The organism is Halobacillus sp. ABD4_316 (assembly GCF_056161385.1).
On sequence record NZ_JBSWZA010000002.1, the window covers coordinates 550,339 to 571,863 of the forward strand.

The 21,525-nt window shown below is 49.6% G+C and carries 20 protein-coding genes; 18 read left to right on the plus strand and 2 right to left on the minus strand.

What is annotated here, in order from left to right; translation table 11 throughout:
* The first annotated feature begins 140 nt into the window (after positions 1-140).
* From ACXAJH_RS09805 to hutG, 16 genes are all read left to right on the plus strand, one after another.
* Complete coding sequence (locus tag ACXAJH_RS09805; RefSeq protein WP_474993752.1) at positions 141-1,454, plus strand: ABC transporter substrate-binding protein; 1,314 nt, start codon at positions 141-143, stop codon at positions 1,452-1,454.
* Positions 1,455-1,630: 176 nt separating this feature from the next.
* The gene (locus tag ACXAJH_RS09810) at positions 1,631-2,491 is read left to right on the plus strand and encodes a carbohydrate ABC transporter permease (protein ID WP_474970865.1); all 861 of its coding nucleotides are present in this window, start codon (positions 1,631-1,633) and stop codon (positions 2,489-2,491) included.
* Positions 2,491-3,315, plus strand: coding sequence for a carbohydrate ABC transporter permease (locus ACXAJH_RS09815; protein ID WP_474969724.1), 825 nt, complete (start codon positions 2,491-2,493; stop codon positions 3,313-3,315). The genes ACXAJH_RS09810 and ACXAJH_RS09815 overlap by 1 nt, the downstream gene beginning before the upstream one ends.
* A gap of 23 nt (positions 3,316-3,338) precedes the next feature.
* Positions 3,339-4,382, plus strand: a complete 1,044-nt coding sequence (locus ACXAJH_RS09820) for a LacI family DNA-binding transcriptional regulator (RefSeq protein WP_474970442.1) — start codon at positions 3,339-3,341, stop codon at positions 4,380-4,382.
* 46 nt (positions 4,383-4,428) lie between these two features.
* Positions 4,429-5,151, plus strand: a complete 723-nt coding sequence (locus tag ACXAJH_RS09825; protein ID WP_474969723.1) for a ThuA domain-containing protein — start codon at positions 4,429-4,431, stop codon at positions 5,149-5,151.
* Between the two features lie 13 nt (positions 5,152-5,164).
* Positions 5,165-6,205, plus strand: a complete 1,041-nt coding sequence (locus ACXAJH_RS09830; RefSeq protein ID WP_474969722.1) for a Gfo/Idh/MocA family protein — start codon at positions 5,165-5,167, stop codon at positions 6,203-6,205.
* Positions 6,202-7,263, plus strand: a complete 1,062-nt coding sequence (locus ACXAJH_RS09835) for a Gfo/Idh/MocA family protein (protein WP_474970866.1) — start codon at positions 6,202-6,204, stop codon at positions 7,261-7,263. The genes ACXAJH_RS09830 and ACXAJH_RS09835 overlap by 4 nt, the downstream gene beginning before the upstream one ends.
* On the plus strand, positions 7,260-8,228 hold the full coding sequence (locus tag ACXAJH_RS09840; protein ID WP_474969720.1) for a sugar phosphate isomerase/epimerase family protein: 969 nt from the start codon (positions 7,260-7,262) through the stop codon (positions 8,226-8,228). The genes ACXAJH_RS09835 and ACXAJH_RS09840 overlap by 4 nt, the downstream gene beginning before the upstream one ends.
* 48 nt (positions 8,229-8,276) lie before the next feature.
* On the plus strand, positions 8,277-8,963 hold the full coding sequence (locus tag ACXAJH_RS09845; RefSeq protein ID WP_474969719.1) for a YesL family protein: 687 nt from the start codon (positions 8,277-8,279) through the stop codon (positions 8,961-8,963).
* Positions 8,964-9,061: 98 nt separating this feature from the next.
* A complete protein-coding gene (locus ACXAJH_RS09850) occupies positions 9,062-9,517 on the plus strand; it encodes an N-acetyltransferase family protein (RefSeq protein WP_474969718.1) in 456 nt (151 codons plus the stop codon).
* A complete protein-coding gene (locus ACXAJH_RS09855) occupies positions 9,510-9,758 on the plus strand; it encodes a hypothetical protein (RefSeq protein ID WP_474993753.1) in 249 nt (82 codons plus the stop codon). Before ACXAJH_RS09850 ends, ACXAJH_RS09855 begins: the two co-directional genes overlap by 8 nt.
* Positions 9,759-9,880: 122 nt before the next feature.
* Entirely contained in the window at positions 9,881-10,318 is a 438-nt protein-coding gene (gene hutP, locus ACXAJH_RS09860) for a hut operon transcriptional regulator HutP (RefSeq protein ID WP_474990167.1), read from the plus strand.
* A gap of 124 nt (positions 10,319-10,442) precedes the next feature.
* A complete protein-coding gene (gene hutH, locus ACXAJH_RS09865) occupies positions 10,443-11,984 on the plus strand; it encodes a histidine ammonia-lyase (protein ID WP_474993754.1) in 1,542 nt (513 codons plus the stop codon).
* On the plus strand, positions 11,968-13,641 hold the full coding sequence (hutU, locus tag ACXAJH_RS09870; protein WP_474993756.1) for a urocanate hydratase: 1,674 nt from the start codon (positions 11,968-11,970) through the stop codon (positions 13,639-13,641). Before hutH ends, hutU begins: the two co-directional genes overlap by 17 nt.
* Positions 13,634-14,896, plus strand: coding sequence for an imidazolonepropionase (hutI, locus tag ACXAJH_RS09875; RefSeq protein WP_474994127.1), 1,263 nt, complete (start codon positions 13,634-13,636; stop codon positions 14,894-14,896). The genes hutU and hutI overlap by 8 nt, the downstream gene beginning before the upstream one ends.
* Positions 14,877-15,815, plus strand: coding sequence for a formimidoylglutamase (gene hutG, locus ACXAJH_RS09880; protein ID WP_474993758.1), 939 nt, complete (start codon positions 14,877-14,879; stop codon positions 15,813-15,815). The genes hutI and hutG overlap by 20 nt, the downstream gene beginning before the upstream one ends.
* Before the next feature lie 301 nt (positions 15,816-16,116).
* On the opposite strand, the gene ACXAJH_RS09885 is transcribed toward hutG, so the two are convergent.
* Complete coding sequence (locus ACXAJH_RS09885) at positions 16,117-17,475, minus strand: TrkH family potassium uptake protein (RefSeq protein ID WP_474969711.1); 1,359 nt, start codon at positions 17,473-17,475, stop codon at positions 16,117-16,119.
* A gap of 171 nt (positions 17,476-17,646) precedes the next feature.
* Here ACXAJH_RS09885 and ACXAJH_RS09890 point away from each other — a divergent pair, with 171 nt between their 5' ends.
* Both ACXAJH_RS09890 and ACXAJH_RS09895 read left to right on the plus strand, forming a co-directional pair.
* On the plus strand, positions 17,647-18,057 hold the full coding sequence (locus ACXAJH_RS09890) for a hypothetical protein (protein ID WP_474969710.1): 411 nt from the start codon (positions 17,647-17,649) through the stop codon (positions 18,055-18,057).
* 64 nt (positions 18,058-18,121) lie between these two features.
* Positions 18,122-19,834, plus strand: coding sequence for an ABC transporter ATP-binding protein (locus tag ACXAJH_RS09895; RefSeq protein ID WP_474990159.1), 1,713 nt, complete (start codon positions 18,122-18,124; stop codon positions 19,832-19,834).
* Positions 19,835-19,914: 80 nt separating this feature from the next.
* Here ACXAJH_RS09895 and ACXAJH_RS09900 read toward each other — a convergent pair whose 3' ends face one another.
* Positions 19,915-21,195, minus strand: a complete 1,281-nt coding sequence (locus tag ACXAJH_RS09900; protein WP_474969708.1) for a hypothetical protein — start codon at positions 21,193-21,195, stop codon at positions 19,915-19,917.
* Positions 21,196-21,525: the final 330 nt, after the last annotated feature.

Here is a 21,525-nt window from a genome sequence, read left to right on the forward strand (position 1 = left end):
ACAAGCCGGCGAGCTTTTTTTTAATATCATTTGTGCAAACGTATGCACGATTCGTTGCACAACACCGCCGGAATGGTTCTCTTTTTTTCATGTGATATGAAAGCGGATTCAATGATTAATAGAAAATAGGGGTGGATGTAATGAAAAAGAACAAACTTTATTCGGGTTTTGCTACTGCTGTACTCGCTTCAACTGTTGCTCTTGCAGGCTGTTCCTTCGGTTCTGACAGCAGCGGAGATTCAGGCTCCTCTGATAGTGCATCCGGCGATCAGACAACTGTAGATATTTTCCAGTTCAAAGTAGAATTCAAGGATCAATTTGAAGAGCTTGTTTCCATGTATGAAGAAGAAAACCCTGATGTAAATATCAACGTAAAAACAGTGGGTGGAGGAAATGATTACGGAGCTTCCTTGAAAACATCCTTCTCCTCCGGGGAAGAGCCTGACATCTTTAACGTAGGCGGACCAACAGATGTAGATGAATACGAGCAGTACCTTGCTGACTTATCTGATACAGAAGCCGCTGGAGCTGCATTGGAAGGAACCTTGACAGGCGTATCCCGCGATGATCAGGTTCTGGGACTTCCATTCAACCAGGAAGGCTACGGCATGCTTTATAACAAGGAAGTTTTTGAAGAAGCCGGAATCAACGCGGAAGAAATTACAACCTTTGATGCCTTTGAAGAAGCTTTGGAAACCCTTGATTCCAAGAAGGATGAGCTTGGCATCGAAGCACCGATCGCCTTCGCAGCAAAAGAGAAGTGGGTACTTGGGAACCACCTTTCCAACGCATACTTGGCGGATGAGTTCAATCACAGTGTGACGGAAGCCTATGAAGCCGATACAGTCGAATTCCAAATGGGTGATCAGATGAAACGTTTCACCGATCTCCAGAAAGAATATTCCGTCCAGCCTGTTTTGAGCCTTGATTATTCCCAGCAGGTGGAAGAAAACTTCTCCCTTGGAAAAGTAGCTATGATCCAGCAGGGGAACTGGGTATACAATACCGTTGAATCCATGGATGAAGAATTCGCTCAAAACAACGTAGGCATCCTGCCTATTCCGGTGGAAGGTTATGAAGGCAGCATTCCTGTCGGTGTGCCAAACTACTGGGTTGTGAACAAAGAGTCTGAAGATGAAGTGGTTCAAGCAAGTAAAGACTTCCTTGATTGGATGTACACATCTGAAGAAGGTAAGAAATTCGTAACGGAAGAGTTCAAATTCATTCCTGCTTACGAAGGGTACGAGGATCTTGAAATTGCCGATCCGATTTCCCAGCAGATCTACGAGTACGCAAGTGAAGGCAATACACTTGGATGGGTCTTCCTCGGCGCTCCTACAGGCTGGACAGAAGACGCGATGGGTGTAGCGATGCAGGAATACATTGCCGGCGATATCACTTGGGAAGAAGTGGAGCAGAGAGCAACAGAAGCCTGGGAGAAAGCCCGTCAGTAAATGGATGTTGGTGACCGGCGGCGGCCATGCCGCTGCCGGAACTATAAAACTCTCCTCTATTAGGATATTTGCTGAAGTAAGTATCCTAATAGATGGGATGTTTTGATCCTATTCTTTTATGAAATCGATACCATAACCAGCGGCATCTACCGCATCATGTATTGGAGGAGTTGTACATGCAGAACCGCAGCTTATCATTCTGGCTGTTTTTGACACCGGTTATTCTTGGTTTGGGGATTGTCGTCGTCATCCCATTCTTCTACGGTCTTTTCTATTCATTTACAGACTGGAATGGAATTACGGCTACAGCTTTTATCGGGTTTGAGAACTACATCAACCTGTTTCAGGAAAGTGAATTTGTGGATTCCATATGGTTCACTGTGAAATTTGCCCTCATTACGGTCGTCCTGCTTAATGTGATGGGACTGGGCCTGGCCCTGCTTGTGACACGGAATATTAAATCAAGCAGTCTTCTGCGGACCGTCTTCTTTATGCCGAACTTGATCGGTGGATTGATCCTCGGGTTTATCTGGCAGTTCATTTTCATCAGTGTGTTCGGTGATATTGCCGGAATTACAGGAATCGAAGGTTTTGAAGGCTGGTTGTCCACCACAAATACCGGCTTCTGGGGTCTTGTCATTCTGACAGCGTGGCAGATGGCTGGTTACATCATGATCATCTACATTGCTTACCTTGAAAACATTCCGAAAGAACTGATTGAAGCGGCGAAAATTGATGGAGCAAGCAGTTTCCAACGCTTCAAAAATATTACGTTCCCCCTGGTCGCACCAGCGTTTACGGTTAGTATGTTCCTTACATTGTCCATGGCTTTCAAGATCTACGACCAGAACTTGTCCCTGACCAACGGTGGACCATTCAACTCCACGCAGATGGTAGCGATGGAAATCGTACGTACAGCGTTCTCTGACAACGATATGGCCTATGCCCAGGCAAAAGCGGTTATTTTCTTCCTGATCGTTGCTGTGATTGCATTGACTCAGGTGTATTACAACAAGAAGCGGGAGGTTGAGATGTAATGAAGAAGAACAAAGAGAGAAGAAATTTACTATCGATAGAAATCCTCGGCCTTCTGCTTGGGTTGATCTGGATCTCGCCATTTTACCTGATGATTGTCAATGCGTTCAAAACGAAGCGGGACATTTTCAGCGGGGTACTCGGATTTCCGAGTGAACCGGTTTTTGAAAACTTCGTCGAAGCGTTTGTTGATCTTGAATTCCTGAAGTCTCTTTTCAACTCGCTCATGATTACAGGGTTCAGTATTGCGATCATCATCCTGTTTTCATCCATGGCCGGTTATGCGCTGGCGAGAAATAAAAGTAAGCTGAGCAGTGTGATTTTCTTCATCTTTGTGGCCGCGATGCTTATTCCGTTCCAGTCGGTCATGATTCCGCTTGTATCGATCTTTGGACAGGCTGACATGCTGAATGCCGGCGGATTGATTTTCATGTATCTCGGATTCGGCTGCAGTCTTTCCATCTTCCTTTATCACGGAGCGATGACAGGAGTATCGAAATCCCTGGATGAAGCGGCTATCATCGATGGAGCGAACCGCTTCCAGACATTCTGGTACATCATTTTCCCGCTGCTTAAACCGATTTCCGTTACGGTAGCTATATTGAATGTCATCTGGATCTGGAACGACTACCTGCTTCCATCCCTTGTTCTTAACGAATCCAACGCAACCATACCGTTGAAGATGTTTTATTTCTTCGGGCAATATACGAAACAGTGGCACCTGGCGCTGGCTGGACTTACCATTGCCATCCTGCCGGTCATCATCGGATACTTCTTCGCACAGAAGCAGATCATCAATGGTGTATCAGAGGGTGCTGTTAAATAAACGAAGAAGGGAGGTAGATGAACGTGTCCGTAACAATCAAGGATGTGGCCAAAAAGGCCGGCGTCGCGCCATCTACCGTATCCCGTGTCATCTCGGATAGTCCGAGAATCAGTGAAAAAACGAAGCGGAAAGTCCGGAAAGTCATGGATGAGCTTGGCTATCACCTGAACTACAACGGCCGTGTCCTTGTCAGCCAGTCCACGCAGACCATCGGCATCGTAACGAAAGTTTCTTCTGATCACTTTTTCGAAAATCCGTTTTTCTCCGAATTGTTACGGGGAATCAGTGATGCCTGCCATGAACGGGACTACAGCATGTACCTGACAACAGGGAATACAGAGGAAGCGATTTTTCAGGAAGTCGTCAAGATGGTCCAGGGAAAACGTGTGGACGGTGTGCTCGTGCTTTACTCCAGGGAAGACGATCAAGTCGTTCCGTTTTTAAGAGAATCCAGCTTTCCTTTTGTTGTGCTTGGAAAGCCTGTCGATCGACCGGGAGAGACGATGTATGTAGACAACGATAACGTAGAGGCCAGTAAGGAAATGACCCGGTACTTGATTGGACTTGGTCACGAAAGAATCGGATATGTCGGAGGCAACTCCCAATTTGAAGTCGCCCGCGACCGGTTGGAAGGATATCGCGCCGCCATGAAGGATCAGGGGCTGCCGGTTGATGAAAAATGGCTGAAAAATGATCCATCAGACAAACAGGATCCCGATCAGGTTGCTGAACAGCTCCTGGTCCTTGAAAAGATACCGACAGCTTTAATCTTCACTGACGAATACAATGCGCTCACAGTTATGCGGTCCTTGTCCCGCAGAGGAGTGTCTATTCCGGAACAGATGAGTATCGCCGCCTTTAACAATACGGTGGTGTCAAGACTCGCTGATCCCCCGCTGACGACGGTGGATACGCAGGCGATCCAGCTTGGACATGAGTCAGCCTCCAGCTTGATCGACCTGCTCAAACGTCCGGATATGGTCAAGAAAAGCATGATCATCCCTACAAGAATCGTGGAACGGGAGTCGTCCTGCAGGCCGGAGCGTAGCAGACAGAAAAAAGCATGATCCATAGAAAAATCAAACAGAGATAAAGGAAAAGGAGATGGAAAGAATGAATGTACTAGTATGGAACGAATATCGACATGAAAAAGAAAACCAGGTCGTTGCTGATGTTTATCCCGACGGCATTCACGGCGCAATTGCAGAATTTCTGGGCGAAGATCATGCCCAGGTGAAAACAGCCACCCTCGATGAAGAGGAGCATGGATTGACAGATGAAGTCCTTGCCGAAACAGATGTCCTCGTCTGGTGGGGCCATAAAGCCCACGACGAAGTCCAGGATGAGATTGCTGAGAAGGTGAAGCAGCGTGTCCTTGACGGGATGGGACTTGTCGTTCTTCATTCCGGCCATTTTTCCAAACCGTTTAAGAAATTGATGGGGACTTCCTGTGATCTGAAATGGCGGGAAGCCGATGAGAAAGAACGTCTATGGGTCGTCGATCCCACCCACCCGATCGCTGAAGGGATCGGGGAATACATCGAACTGGAAAAAGAAGAGATGTACGGAGAGCATTTTGATATTCCTGCGCCGGATGAGCTTGTCTTCCTCAGCTGGTTTGAAGGCGGCGAAGTGTTCCGCAGTGGTGCCACGTTCAAACGCGGACGCGGAAAGATTTTCTATTTCCGTCCAGGTCATGAAACGTATCCAACCTATTACAACAAAGAAATACAAAAAGTCATCCGCAACGGTGTGAACTACGTCCGTAACGCAGACACGCCGAAGCCGGTTTATGGAAATGCCCAGCCTTTAGAAAACATTACGAGTAAATCATAAAGGAGCTGTAACGATGACAATGCTGAAAGTTGCTGTAATCGGATGCGGAAGCATCGCCCAGAACCGTCACTTGCTGGAATATGAAGCGAATGAACATGTGGAAATCAAGGCGGTTTGTGATATCGCTGAGGAACGGGCCCGGAAAGTAGGGCAGCTGTATGGAGCTACAATCTATACGGATTATGAAGATCTTTTAGAAAAAGAAGATATAGATGCGGTGAGCGTCTGCCTGCCGAACTACCTGCACGCTCCTGTGTCCATCGCCGCTTTGAACAAGGGAGCGCACGTGCTCTGTGAAAAGCCGATGGCTACTTCAAGAGAGGAAGCGGAGGACATGATCGCTGCGGCAGAAAAGAATGGAAAGAAATTGATGATTGCCCACAACCAGCGTTTTGTGCCGTCCCATCAGAAAGCCAGGGAGCTGATTGAGTCCGGCAGCATCGGAAAAGTGTACAGCTTCCGTACGACTTTCGGGCACGGCGGTCCGGAAGGCTGGAGTGCCGAAGGGGAAGACAGCTGGTTCTTTAAGAAAGATCAGGCTTTCATCGGTGCCATGGGGGATTTAGGTGTACATAAAGCCGATCTGCTCCGCTACATCCTCGGACAGGAATTTGTCGAAGCGGCCGGCTTTGTCGAGAACAATGCGAAAAAAGATATCACGGTGGACGATAATGCGGTCTGTATCCTCCGCTCAGAAAACGGCATCGTCGGAACAATGACAGCAAGCTGGGCTTACAATACCCACGAGGATAACAGCACAGTCATATATGGAGAGAAGGGAACGCTGCGTCTGGAGGACGATCCTGTGTACTCCCTGATTGCCCAGTATACGAACGGGGACATCGTGAATTATCAGCTTGGGAAAATCCAGTCGAATGACGAAGGCGGTCAGACGAATACGCAGGTGATTGATCATTTTGTCGACAGCATCCTCAATGACACGGAACCACTCATTACTGGGGAAGAAGGTCTGAAATCACTTGAACTGATCCTTGCTGCGGTCCGTTCAGGGGAAACGAAGGAAATCAGTCGTATCGAGCGTGCTCTTCAATGACTCGGTTGAAAATGGGAATCATTGGAGCGGGGGGAATTGCCCAGGGGAGGCATATTCCCTCTTTCCTTGAATTAAGCGGAAAAGTAGAATTAACCGCCGTTCAGGATGTGAACCGTGACCGGGCGGAAGAGGCAGCGGAGACGTTCGATATCCCCTACGTCTTTTCTTATTATAAAGATATGTTCCAGGAAGTGGATGCTGTAACGATCTGTACGCCGAACAAGTTCCATGCAGAGATTGCGGTTGCAGCTCTGGAAGCCGGGGTCCATGTGCTCTGTGAGAAACCGATGGCCATGACAACGGCAGAGGGAGAGGCGATGATCGAGGCGGCAGAGCGGAATAACTGCATCCTTGACATTGCCTACCACTACCGGTTTACTCCAGAGGCGCAGCTGGCGAAGAAAGTTTTGTTGAACAATGAAATCGGGGAGGCCTTCGTGACGAGAGTCCAGGCTATGCGCCGCCGTAAAGTTCCCGGCTGGGGTGTATTCACAAATAAGGACCTCCAGGGTGGAGGAAGTCTGATCGACTTCGGCTGTCATCTCCTTGATCTTGCTCTCTGGCTTCTGGATGATCCGGAACCGGTTGAAGTGACGGGCCGGACTTATGACCGGCTGAGCAGGACACCGGGACTTGTCAATGACTGGGGCAGCTTTGATCATGAAACCTTTAACGTAGATGATCATGTAACAAGCTATATCACGTTTGAAAATGGCGAGTCGCTCCAGTTTGAGTGTTCATGGGCAGCGAACATTAAGGAAGACCATACAACCTTGACCATTTCAGGCACGGAAGGCGGCTTGAGTGTCTATCCGTTTGAATTATACCAGGCGAAATACGGTGCCTTGTTTGACAGCTCAGCGAAAATCCGTGAAGGAGAGCCGGAAGTCGGGGTTCTTCAAGCGGAGAATTTTATTGATGCGTGTCTCGGCCAGGCAGAGCTTGTCGTAAAACCGGAGCAGGCACTGAAAGTCACCAGGCTGATGGAAGCCATTTATGAAAGCAGTCAAACCGGAACAAGTGTTAAACTAAACCATAGAGCGGAGGATGCTGAATGAAACTAGGGGTATTTACCGTCCTTTTTTCTGATAAATCGTTTGAAGACATGCTCGATCATGCGAAAGAATCCGGCTTGAAGGCCGTTGAAATCGGGACAGGAGGCTATCCAGGCGATGCTCACTGCAACCTGGATGAACTGCTGGAAAGTGAAGACAAGCGTAAAGAATACCTTCAAAAAGTCCATGACAGAGGTTTGACGATCAGTGCCTTCAGCTGTCACGGCAACCCCATTTCTCCTGACAAAGCGTTTGCAGAGGAATGTCATGACACCTTTGTTAAAACCGTCAAACTGGCAGGCCTGATGGACGTACCTGTCGTCAATACGTTTTCCGGAACACCGGGAGGACACGAAAATGACACCGCTCCGAACTGGCCGGTGACTCCGTGGCCGCCGGAATATTCTGATATTCTTGAATGGCAGTGGGAGAAGAAGCTGATTCCATACTGGAAAGAGCAGGCTCGGCTCGCTGAGGAGCATGGCGTGAAAATCGGCCTGGAACTGCATGCCGGTTTTCTCGTCCACACGCCATACACGATGCTGAAGCTCCGCGAAGCTGCAGGAGAAGCCATTGGTGCAAACCTGGATCCGAGTCATTTGTGGTGGCAGGGCATCGACCCGGTCGCAGCGATAAAGATTCTGGGTCGTGAACAGGCGATTCACCACTTCCACGCCAAAGATACGTACATCGATCAGGAAAACGTGAACATGTATGGCCTGACGGATATGCAGAATTACGCAGCCGTGCAAACAAGAGCATGGAGCTTCCGTTCTGTCGGATACGGCCATGGGACGAAAGAATGGTCTGATATCATCAGTGCTCTAAGGACGTTCGGATATGACCATGTGGTGAGTATTGAACACGAAGATCCGATCATGTCCATTCAGGAAGGGTTCCAAGCTGCGGTGAAGAACTTAAAAGATGTGATGATAGAGGAACCGGCAACGGACATGTGGTGGGCCTGACGGCTGGCTGACATGGACAAATAAAGCCGCTGGAAAGGGGAAAAAACGATGGAACAGACATCAGGAGTAAGAGGAGGACTATATGCCGTAAGTGAATGGATCAGCCGGCTGGCCCTGGCCAATCTGTCCTGGACATTCTTCAACCTTCCCGTTGGACTGCTGCTGCTGAGTTTGCTGTACAGCTCGGGGTTGCAGGATCTATGGTATCTGCTTCCACCACTGGTGATTCTGCTTCCCGTCGTTTTTTTTCCGGCAACGACTGCGTTGTTTGCCCAGGCACGCGAGTGGGTCCGTAAAGATGAAGAGAAAGCATCCCGGCGTTCTTATTGGAGCTATTATAAGGAAAACTATAAAACCAGTGCGGCGGTTGGAACGTTCCTTACGGTTTTATGGGGACTGCTTGTGGCGGATCTGTACTATTTCTCTGCTGTGAACCAGCTTCTGATGAACGTTTTCCTTGTTCTCGGCATTCTCTTATTCGTGTATACCATCAACTGTTTTTCTGTGATGGTTCACTATGATATGAAAGCCCGGCACGTCATGAAGCAGGCGCTGCTGATTACCATTACAAGTCCTGTTCTGTTTGTGGCTGTTGCGGTAAGTGCAGGGTTTATGCTGATGGTCAGCTTGTATATTTTCCCGCTGATCATCCCGATTTTTACAGGTTCCATCATTGCGTTTCTATCATTTTCCGCCTTTTACCGGGTGTACAGGAAACTAAATACAGAGGACTGACCCGGATGACGCCATCCGGGTTTTCTTTTTTTTTCTGTAAGGTAAAATGGAGGAAGTAATACAAGGGTTCATATCAAACCATAAAGCGGAGGGATAGCATGAAGATTAGGAAACTGGAAAGCTCCGAATATGACCGGGTCCTTTCACACACGCACCAAATGATTTATGAAGGGACCATGCGTACGGTCAAGGTGGGGCAGGAGCAGGCGAAAACTTTCGTCCGGCCGGTTCTTGATGAAGGGGGAACGTACATCATCGCAGAGAACGATCAGGGACAGCTGCTTGGCTGGCTGCTGTCGGGAGAGAAAAGCGATACCTTTTCCGGAGAGAAGTTCGGGTTCATCTATGAGTTGTTTGTTCTTCCGGAATTCAGAGGCCGGGATGTCGGCCGGGCTCTTATGGAAGAAGGGATCAGCCGTCTTCAGCAGCAGTACCGGGAAATCCGCTTGAGCGTCTATGCGGGGAATGACGCATCTAAACTTTATGAATCGCTCGGTTTTCAGAAGAAGACCATAACGATGAGTCTTACGAAAGAAGAGAAAGGAAATGGGTAAGCCGATTTTCTTCCGTTCCATGACAGCTCAGGAGAAAAAAGGATGGAACAAAGGCATTTATGTCGGTTTTTATACGTACCTGATTGTTCTGTTCATCAACTTCTCTTACGAAACCTTTACTTCCGGATCTCTGTTTTCCGCTCAGATATTATTCTGGTCGGGAATCGCCGCCGCTTTCCTAACCGAACTGATCTATGTGTTTGTGCAGAAGCGGAGACACTCACAGGCCGACCATACATAAAAAATGATCCAGGAAATCGAAAGCGACTTCCTGGATTAGGATTGTATCTTTATAAGAAAACGGTTACAATTTATGCAGTGACTAGTGAATAGACGGAGATTGAAGAAAGGCGGTGATTTAGTGTGCCGCAACAGATTAAGATTGGTAAACTGGCTGTCCTGGCCGCCTCTTTGACAGAAGAAGAACGGTCTGTGTTTGCCGACAGTTTCAATCATGTCCGTTACTGTCAGGGAAAAGCCGGTTCCATGGATGTTCAGAAAATCATCGCTGCTGTAGAAACGGCGGCGAAGCGCAACGGCATCATCAAGGAACATGTCTACAGGGAAACCCATGCGTTGTATCATGCAATCCTTGAAGCACTGCACGGTGTCACCCGGGGGCAGATCGGCGTAGGTATGATGATGCGCACAGTAGGGCTCCGCTTTTCAGTCGTCCGCGGCCGCCCTTATGACCATCCTGGAGAAGGGGAATGGCTGGCCGTTGCGTTTTACGGGACGATCGGCGCTCCTGTAAAAGGTTTGGAGCATGAGACATGTGGACTTGGAATCAATCATATATAAAAGAATAGGTGGCCTGTAGTCATTAGATATGAGAAGGCGGCAATGGTAGGGATTTCGTGCCATTGCCGCCTTTTTTTAAGCCGATCCACCTGAACGATGGGAGAAGTCTGAAAGGGGGATGGCCATGGTCGAATTGGACGGAGATCATTTGACGCTGGAGGAAATGGAGAGGATCTGTGTACACAACGAGCAGGTTCGTGTGGCCCAGGCCAGTCTGATCCGTGTACGTGTGGGAAGAGAGACGGTGGAGAAGATTGTAGCGGACGGACATACGGTTTACGGAATCAATACTGGATTTGGCAAGCTGAGTGACGTCAGGATTGCCGCTGAAGACGTCGATACTTTGCAGCGGCATTTAATCCGGTCGCACGCCTGCGGGGTGGGAGAGCCCTTTCCTGAAGTGATCAGCCGGGCAATGCTTGTACTCAGGCTGAATACGCTTTTGAAAGGGTTCTCAGGGGTCCGGGAGGTCGTAGTTCAACGACTGCAGTTGTTGATTAATGAGGGGATTCATCCCGTTATTCCTTCGCAGGGATCTCTTGGCGCGTCGGGAGATCTCGCCCCTCTCGCCCATTTAGCGCTGGTGATCATGGGTGAAGGTGAAGTGTTTATTCGCGGCAAACCACGTGCGGCGGCGGATGTTTATACCGAGTTATCGATTCCACCGCTGTCATTAAAAGCGAAGGAAGGGCTGGCGTTGATCAACGGGACCCAGGCCATGACGGCTGTCGGCGTCACAGCCTGGCTTCGGGCGAGAAAATTAGCCGTACAGTGTGACTGGACTGCGGCCGTAACGCTGCAGGCGCTGGAAGGGGTCCGTGATGCCTTTCATCCGAGTATTCATGCTGCACGGGGCTATCCGGAGCAGGAGGCTGTCGCCAAGCGTATCCGGCACCTGACAGATGGAAGTCAGCTGATGACCTACCAAGGCGAAAAGCGGGTACAGGACGCTTATTCGTTACGGTGTATCCCACAGGTTCATGGAGCGACCTGGCAGACGCTTCACTACGTGAAAGAAAAACTGACCATCGAAATGAACGCAGCTACAGACAATCCGCTCCTTCTTGAAGGCGGGAGCGTCGTAGTATCCGGAGGGAATTTTCATGGACAGCCAATTGCCCTGGCGATGGACTTTTTGAAAATTGCGCTCAGTGAACTGGCTTCGATTTCCGAGCGGAGAATTGAAAGGCTCGTCAACCCGCAGTTGAATGATCTTCCCGCCTTTTTAAGTCCAGATCCAGGACTGCAGTCGGGGTTCATGATTGTTCAGTATGCGGCAGCCTCTCTTGTCTCAGAAAATAAAACGCTCGCTCATCCAGCCAGTGTGGATTCCATCCCCTCCTCGGCCAACCAGGAAGATCACGTCAGCATGGGAACGACAGCGGCCCGCCATGCCGCTCTTATTCTTGAGAATGTGGAGAAAGTTGCGGCCATCGAACTGATCTGCGGTCTGCAGGCACTCGAATGGCGCGGCATTGACCGGGCATCTCCACGGATCCGGAAGCTGTGGGAGAAAGCCCGGACCGTGGTTGCACCGCTGACGGAGGACAGAATTCTTTCTACAGATATTGAAAAAATGACGGCATGGATGAAAAGTGATTCGTTTGACTGGGAGGAGTGGCGGTCGATTCACGAAGGAGGAGATGCTTATGTCGACAAGCCGTAACATAAAAGCTGCAACTGGACAGACGCTTGAATGTAAGGGGTGGGAGCAGGAAGCTGTCCTGCGTATGCTCTCCAACAATCTTGATCCGGCGGTGGCCGAAAAGCCGGAGGAATTGGTCGTTTACGGTGGAATTGGGAAGGCAGCGAGGAACTGGGAGGCGTTTGATGCCATCGTCCGTGTGTTGAAACGGTTGGAAAATGACGAGACGCTCCTTATCCAATCCGGCAAACCGGTCGGTGTTTTCCGTACCCACCCGGCTGCCCCGCGTGTGCTGCTTTCTAATTCTGTTCTCGTTCCGAAGTGGGCGGACTGGCCCCATTTTCACGACTTGGACAAAAAAGGATTGATGATGTACGGCCAGATGACGGCTGGGAGCTGGATCTATATCGGCTCACAGGGAATTCTACAGGGCACTTACGAAACGTTCGCTTCCTTGGCAGAGAAGCATTTTGATGGCTCCTTAAAGGGAACCATCACCTTGACCGCAGGACTTGGCGGAATGGGAGGCGCGCAGCCGCTGGCCGTGACGATGAACGGCGGCGTCGTCATTGTTGTTGAAGTCGATCAGGACCGCATAGCGAAAAGGCTCTCATCCGGTTACTGTGACAGACGGGCATCAAGCCTCGAAGAAGCCCTTCATTGGGCAGAGGAGGCAAAGCATCAGGGGGAAGCGTTGTCCATCGCCTGCCTCGGCCATGCGGAAGACATTCATAAACAGATCATGGATCAAGGATTTCCGATTGATATTGTGACCGACCAAACATCCGCCCATGATCCGCTGAATGGGTACGTGCCAACAGATCTCTCCATGGACGAAGCGGATAAACTGAGAAAGCAGAACCCGGAATTATATGTGGAAAAGGCTTCCCATTCCATGGCGGAGCACGTCCGGATCTTGCTGGAGTTTCAGAAGCATGGAAGCATTGTTTTTGATTATGGCAACAACCTGCGCCAGGTGGCTTATGATGCCGGCGTCACCGAAGCCTTTGACTACCCGGGCTTTGTCCCCGCGTATATCCGGCCGTTATTCTGCGAAGGAAAAGGACCGTTCCGCTGGGCTGCCTTATCGGGGGATCCGGAAGATATTTACCGCACCGATCAGCTCGTACGCGACCTATTCCCGGATCAGGCCCCGCTCCTCCGCTGGATTGACAAGGCTCAGAAAAGAATCAAATTTCAGGGGCTTCCTTCAAGAATCTGCTGGCTCGGTTACGGGGACCGGTTGAAAATGGGGCTTGGCATCAATGAACTGGTACGGAAGGGAGAATTAAAAGCACCGGTCGTCATCGGCCGGGATCATCTGGACTGTGGTTCGGTAGCCTCTCCCAACCGTGAGACAGAAGCGATGAAGGACGGCAGTGATGCTGTCGGAGACTGGGCGGTATTGAACGCGCTGATCAACACGGCCGCCGGTGGTTCGTGGGTTTCCTTCCATCACGGCGGCGGGGTCGGCATGGGCTATTCGCTTCACGCTGGGATGGTTGCTGTGGCCGATGGGACGGATCTCGCAGAGGAACGTCTGAAACGGGTATTGACGACGGACCCCGGCATGGGCATCTTGCGCCATGCAGACGCCGGCTATGAAAAGGCCGAGCAGGAAGCACGAAGACACAATCTGGATATTCCGATGCTGGGGAGGGATAAGCATGATGGATGATCAAATCATTGAAAACATCGGTACCCTCCTCCTTCCAAGCGCAGGACCTTTGAAGGGGAAGGCGATGAAGGAGCTGCCTGTCCGTCATCAGGCGGCTATCGCCATAAGGGGAGAGAAAGTCGTCTGGATCGGTTCTTCGGAAGAGGCCCGTGCACGGCAGGCCCGTCAGCGTTTCAATGCTGAAGGCAGAGTCGTATCACCGGGGTTGGTGGACCCACACACCCACCTCGTTTTTGGAGGATCAAGAGAAGAAGAACTGGCGCTTAAACAAGCAGGTACAACGTATCTGGATATTTTGAAAAGTGGTGGAGGCATCCTTTCGACGGTACGTGCAACGCGGCAGGCGGATGAAAGTTCCTTGTATAGAAAAGCTCGTAGGTTTGCCAGTGGTATGGCGGCTTATGGAGTGACTTCGCTGGAAGCGAAAAGCGGCTACGGATTGGATGAGGAAACAGAGTTGAAGCAGCTGGCTGTCATTGACCGGCTGAACGACGAGGGGCTGCTTGATATCGCAGCCACCTTTCTCGGCCCTCATGCCATACCTCCCGAGTATAAAGGGCGGGAAGACGCTTTTCTTGACCAGATGATGGACCTGCTTCCGGTCATTAAACAAAAAACATCGGCGGTTTTTACGGATATATTCTGTGAGACAGGGGTGTTTACGACCGAACAGGGAGCCCGGTTCATGGAGGCTTCGCTGAGCCACGGGTTCCAGGTGAAAATCCATGCGGATGAAATCGACCCGCTGGGCGGCACAGAGCTGGCTGTTCAATACGGTGCGGTATCGGCCGACCACCTGGTGGCGGCATCATCCGAAGGCATCAAACGACTGGCAGCCTCTGACACGATTGCGGTCCTTCTTCCGGGTACAACCTTTTATTTAGGCAAAGACACCTATGCGGATGCAGGAAAGATGATACAAGAAGGGGCGGCCGTAGCCCTGGCGACGGATTTCAACCCGGGCAGCTGTGTTACCCATAATCTGCAGATGATCATGGCACTGGCCGCTTTGAAAATGAAAATGACGCCGGAAGAAATCTGGAACGCTGTGACCGTCAATGCGGCCCATGCGATCGGCATGGAGAAAGTGGCTGGAAGAATCACAGTGGGCGGGCAGGCTGACCTTGTCTTCTGGGACATTCCGAATTACAAGTACCTTCCTTATCATTACGGCGTGAATCATGCCCGTTCGGTATGGAAGCGGGGGCGGTTAATCTGGGAAAGGAGGGAGGCGGATGTCTTTCCAACACCTTAATCCCGGTCCGGCACGGGGGTTCAAAGACAGGTTCACGACGAAAGTGGAGGAAACGAAGCAGTGGTATGAAAAAGGAAAATCCGGAGATATCGGCCTGCTCGGTCTGCCTTACTCGAAATCATCCATCTCTGCCTCCCAGGCATCGGAAGCCCCGCAGAGCATCCGCCGGGCTCTGGGATTTTATACGACGTATTCCCATGAAAAAGAACAGGACTATACGGATGTGACGATGCTCGACTTCGGAGACGCTCCCGTCCATCCGACAGCTACGGAAAAAACGAACGATTTATTGAAGAAGAGTGTGAAGGAAATGCTTGAGGAAGAAGCCTGTACCCGTTACATCCTCCTCGGAGGAGATCACGGGGTCAGTTTTCCTTCTATCACTGCTTTTCATGAGCGTTGGGGCCGTGTCGGTGTGCTTCAATGGGACGCCCATCATGACGTAAGGAACACAGAGGACGGCGGACGGACGAACGGCACCCCCTTTCGCAGCCTGCTCGAATCCAGCATTGTAAGGGGAGAGGATTTGGTCCAGATCGGCATCCGGGACTATTCCAATGCTGAAGCCTATGCGGACTATTGTGCACGCCATGGGGTGGCTGTCTACACGATGGCAGATGTAGTGACGGAGGGCATTGTATCGATCGTGAAAAAAGAGATTCAGCGATTGAAGCAGCAGGTGGATATGATCTATTTATCTGTGGATATGGATGCCGTGGATCAGGCCGATGCTCCCGGATGTCCTGCCATCGGCCCTGGTGGATTGACGTCACGGGAACTGCTGATGAGTGTACAGGCGGCTTCCAAGGATCCTATCGTTACCGCCATGGATATTGTCGAGGTCGATCCATCCAAGGATTTCCGGGATATGACAAGCCGCCTCGCCGCGCACGTTATGATGCGGTACATGTATCAATAAAAGAGGATCATGAATAAGCAGGACCTGCCCCGGTCCTGTTTTTGATCTGTCCATAGTTCAGGGAAATGGTCACCTTCCGACCGAGGGCTTCTCGCGACCTGCCAAATGACGAGTTGGAAACAAGGAGGATATATATAAGACGGAGAACCCTCAAATGTTTACATACTGAAATAGGGAAGTCCCCTCCCGCAGTCAGTTTGCGGGAATGAGTGGAGGAGGGAGACAGGGGTTAAAAGAGTCGCTCAGCCCGTCTCACTTCTGCTGAAATGCGGACGCTGCGTGGAGCCCTGGTCTTTGTTTGTTAACCAATAATCATTTGTTCTTTTGGATAGCGGTATACATCTTGAATGTTCCGGCGTCTTAGAATGAACAGGAAGGAGAAGATGCCGATACGTCCGATGAACATCAATCCGATGATGATCAGCTTGCCGGCTGTGCCAAGCTCCGGGGTGATGCCCATGGACAAGCCGGTAGTCCCAAAGGCCGAGCAGGCTTCAAAAATCACTTCCATCAAAGTAAACTGCGGTTCGTAATAATTCAAAAGCACAATCGCCGCACCTGTAATGGCGATGGCGGTTGTAATCACGATAAAAGAGCGGAAAACATCGTCCTCGTGAATTTCCCTGCGGAACACACGTACATGATTTTTCCCACGGGCAAAGGAAAAGATGGTCAGCACCATAATGGCAAAGGTCGTCGTCCGGATCCCTCCACCTACACTGCTTGGAGAAGCTCCGATGAACATCAACAGACAGATCACCAACAAAGTCGGCGTGGAAAAATCAGCCACATCCATCGTTGCCAGTCCCCCGTTCCGTGTCGTGACGGATTGGAACAAAGCATAAAAGAGAGACTCGTGCCAGCTTTTCCCTGCAAAGAAGTGATTTCGGTCAAACCAATAGATAAGCAGAGTACCAGCAAGAACGAGGTGTCCGAACGTGACAGATGTCAATTTCGTAAACAAGGAAAAGTGAAACAATTCTTTCCTCCGATTGGTTACATAATCTTTGATTTCAATCAAAACAGGAAAACCGATGGCTCCGAGAGTCAGCAGCAGCATTGTGACGACCTGGACAAAATAGTCGTCCTGGAACATGACGAGGGAAGACCCGGTTATATCGAACCCGGCATTTGTCGTGGCACTCACGGAAGCGAAGGCCCCTTGGATGAAAGCTTCCTCCCAGCTGGGGAAATAACGGATATAATAGATACCGAGAACGACGGCCCCAACTCCTTCAATAAGCAGGATGATCAGGAGGATCTGTCGGATCAGCCGGACCATTCCGGAGAATGTGGAACGGTTTTGATCGGTTTTGATCAATTCGCGGCGCTTTAATCCGATTTTCTGACCGAGCAGAATCCAGATGAATGTGCCGAGCGTCATAACGCCGATGCCTCCGAACTGGAGGATAAACATCAGCGCAACGTACCCCGCTGTGTTGAAAGTATCCGGTGTGGAAACGACTCCCAGTCCTGTCACACTCACAGCGCTGACGGCAGTAAATAAGCTGTCGATCAAGCTTACGTTAACGCCTTTTTTATGAAGAAAAGGAAGACTGATCAGCAATGTAGCGATGAGGGAGGCGGAAAAGTAGAAGAAAACGATGATCTGAAAGGGGGAAAGGCGGTTGAAAAATCGATTGAATCGTGTCTGTTTCATCGTGTCATCCCTTTCTACTTCCTTTGATCAATGGTCTTATAATGGATTTTATAGCGGAACCGCGGAGGAAGCAATACTGGAATCAAAAGGGACTTACTGGAAAACAGCGGGTGTGATATAGTGAGAAAGAACTGAACCATTGATTTTTACAGGATAGGAGAAACATATGCCATGAAAGAAATCATTCTCTTGTTAGCAGAAGTCGTCAACCTATGGCATGACGTCATCGCAAAATTTTCCAGAATGATGGGATGGGAACTCTCAGATAAGGATCTGCATTTCTGGGTAATTGGAATTCTAGGAATCATCGGTCTTATTTTTATAGATGTTCTGTTTCATGCTCTTGCAAAATGGAGTATTACGGTTATTTCCTTTCTTTTCACATTTGCTATGGTGCTTGTCTTCGTTTTTGCGGTGGAAATCCAGCAGAAGATCACAGGCCGTGGCAACATGGAATTTGCGGACGCACTCGTCAGTGTGCTCGGCTTCTTTTTCTTTTGCAGCCTCTACATGATTTTCCGTTTGATTACCAAGGGAATCCAGCGGTACAGGAAGAATAAAGAAGATGAAACCGCCGCTTGAGCGTGCGGTTTTTTTACTCGATTAAAAACGCTGCAGCAGCGTCGTCAGGATGGAGTGGAGGAAGATGCTGAAACGCTTTTTCAGTTATTATCGTCCGCATAGAAAACTGTTTTTCATCGATTTTTTCTGTGCGGTTTTTGTTGGACTGCTTGAACTTGGGTTTCCGATCGCTGTTTCCTGGTTTATTGATGATCTGCTTCCCGAGGGGAACTGGGGAACGATTGTGGCGGTCAGTACCGGGCTGCTGCTTTTATATATGCTGAGTTCAAGTATGCAGTTTGTCGTCAACTACTGGGGGCATAAGCTTGGAATCAATATCGAGACAGATCTTCGCAGAGATTTGTTTCTGCACGTGCAGCGGCAGTCCTTCGGTTTCTTTGATAATACGAAGACCGGAAATATTATGAGCCGGATCACCAACGATCTCATGGACATCGGGGAACTTGCCCATCATGGTCCAGAGGACTTTTTTATAGCCATCATGACCTTTGTCGGTGCTTTCTGGATCATGCTGACCATCAATGTGAAGCTTGCGCTTGTCGCCATCATTATCGTCCCATTCCTCATCTGGCTCATCTATTTTTCCAACATCAAAATGAATGCAGCCTGGACGAAAATGTTCGGCAATATTGCAGAAGTGAATGCACGGGTCGAAGATAGTGTATCCGGGGCCCGTGTCGTGCAGTCATTTACAAATGAAGCGTATGAAATCAAACGCTTCAACACGAACAACCAAATGTTCCGAAAAGCGAAGCTGACCGCCTACAAGGTGATGAGTCTGAATTTGACGGGCATTTATCTGACAACGAGACTGATGACCATCACCATTCTCGTGTACGGCGCCTGGCTCAGTTTTTCCGGTGCTTTAAGCTACGGAGAGCTTGTGGCATTCATTTTGTATTTGAATATTTTATTTAAACCGATCGAAAAAATCAGTGCGCTGCTGGAGTTGTATCCAAAAGGGATGGCCGGCTTCAAGCGGTTTACCCAGTTGATGGATACCATTCCTGATATCCAAAACCGGAGGGGAGCCGTCGACGTTCCTCACCTGCACGGTGACATCCGTTTCCAGAAGGTCACGTTTGGCTATGACGAAAACCGGGAGATTCTAAAGGACTTGAGCTTGTCCGTAAAGACCGGCGAGACAATTGCTTTTGTCGGACCTTCCGGAGCTGGGAAATCGACGATCTGCTCGTTGATTCCTCGTTTTTATGACGTCAAGGATGGCGCGGTTACCATAGACGGCATCGATGTGCGTGACATGACGAAAGAATCGCTCCGTTCCCAGATCGGCATTGTCCAGCAGGATGTCTTTTTGTTCACCGGAACGATAAGGGAAAACATTGCGTACGGACGACTGGATGCCAGCCAGGAAGAAATTGAAGACGCTGTGGAGAAGGCCCATCTGAAAGAGATGATTGAAAACCTGGCCGATGGATATGATACGCAGATTGGAGAGCGGGGATTGAAGCTGTCCGGCGGTCAGAAGCAGCGGCTTGCCATCGCACGGATGTTCTTGAAAAACCCTTCCATTCTCATTTTGGATGAGGCAACATCCGCGCTGGATACTGAAACTGAAACCCAGATCCAAAAGGCGCTCACCGAGCTTTCCAAAGATCGGACGACCTTGATCATCGCCCACCGTCTTGGGACGATAAAAAAAGCCGACCGTATTCTCGTGATTACGGAAGAGGGAGTGGCTGAAGAAGGAAGTCATGAAGAGCTTCTCGGGCGGGAAGCCGGCCTCTTTGCCAAGCTGCACGCCCTCCAGCACTAAAGAAACCGTTCTAGTTAACTAGAACGGTTTTTTTCTTGCCGTCAGGAGCGGAAATCCCTTGAACTGGATATCACCGACTTTTACTGCGCCGCTTTTTCCTGATCCTCCCTGGAAGGACGTTTTTTTTCCGGCGAAACTTCCTGCTTATCCTTTTTCTCTCTCTGTTTCTTCGTTTCTTGTTTCCTGGCTGTTTCCGTTTCCTGATCTGTATCCGCATCTTTATAGCGCTGCTGCTGGCGGTAGCCGTAGGTGGAGGACAGCACGACTTCTTCATTTTCAAGGGCTGAGCCGAGCGCGCCGATAATGATGGATATGCTGGTAGCCGTCCAGGCGATGTAGAAATAATTATCGTAACCGACAGCGCCGGAAACTTCCGACTCCAACAGCCCCATTGGGATGAAGACGACAACGGCAACCGAAAACATTACAAAGAGGATGAAGTAATAGATGACAACGGTTACCCCGAGCGTAAGCAGCGTGGTCATATTGTACAGTTTCCGGAGATAGGGGGCCCGGTCTTTCCGTTGCTTTTCCCATAAATTGTGAGCAAGGATGATCCAGCCGACCATTAACGAAATGGACAGGATGGTAAGCAGAAGCATCCGCCAAGAACTGTAATTATTGCTCAACCGCCATAACGTCGGGAACACAAGGGCGTAGGAACCGGTGGCAAAGGCGAAGATGATGACCTTCATAAAGGCGGGGAAAATCGCCCATGGGCGGTTGGCCCGCACCATCCCGGTCAATACTCTTAACGCACCACTGATTCGGGACTGGACGATGAACCGCACGTCCATATACGTATCCTCTTCATCCGGTGTCACCCGTTTAATGGGGGAGAATCGGTCTATTCCACGTTTTTCCACAAGCCGTCGGGAGCCTTTTTTCTTTAAATTTTTATGTTCGCCATCTTCTTTTGACTGCAGCCTCTCCTGCGCCTTTTCTCTGTCTTCTTCACCGCTTCCATAGTACATTTCATTGACGAGCTGCAGAATCGACTGCCGGACACGTTTTAATAGAGGTGTGGATCCGAGCCCGGGGAGGGTAATGATGGCAATTTTGTCATTGGTTGATGCTTCAGCCATAATCGGCTTCCGATCATGAAAGAAAGGAAGATCGGTCAGACAGACGATATAATCCCAGTCTTCTTCTTCTTTCTTTTTTAAGCCGGCTTCAAATACTTCCTCCGGGTCTTCCGTGACGCCGGTCAAAGGATCGATTAAGGCTTCGACCTGCCATTCACAGTCGTCTTTCACGTAATATTTGAGCATGTCTGGAAGCTGTTCGCTGATTGTTTTACTGAGCTCCTTGGGGTAACCAGGCGGTGTGACAATCCCAAGCGATCGCTGATGTTCACTCATATATGGTCATCTCCTGTTTGTAGGTTGGGTTTGTACAATATGAAATACCCTTTGGATCCGCTTCCTATGCAGGATTTTCCTATAAATTATATAAAAATAATAAATAAAACGCGCGGACAAACGAACGTTAAAGGTGAAAATGAAACTCCCGTGAACGTACGTCCACGGGAGACTGGTGTGAAGATAGTGGTGATATGTATCTGCATAAGGATAAAAGGGGGATCTCCTTAAAAGGTATACCCCTCCCTTTAGAGCATAAACATCCAATTTTCATATAGGAACATAATAGAGAGAGTGAATGAACATGCTTTGAACTTTTTTCAAACGCAC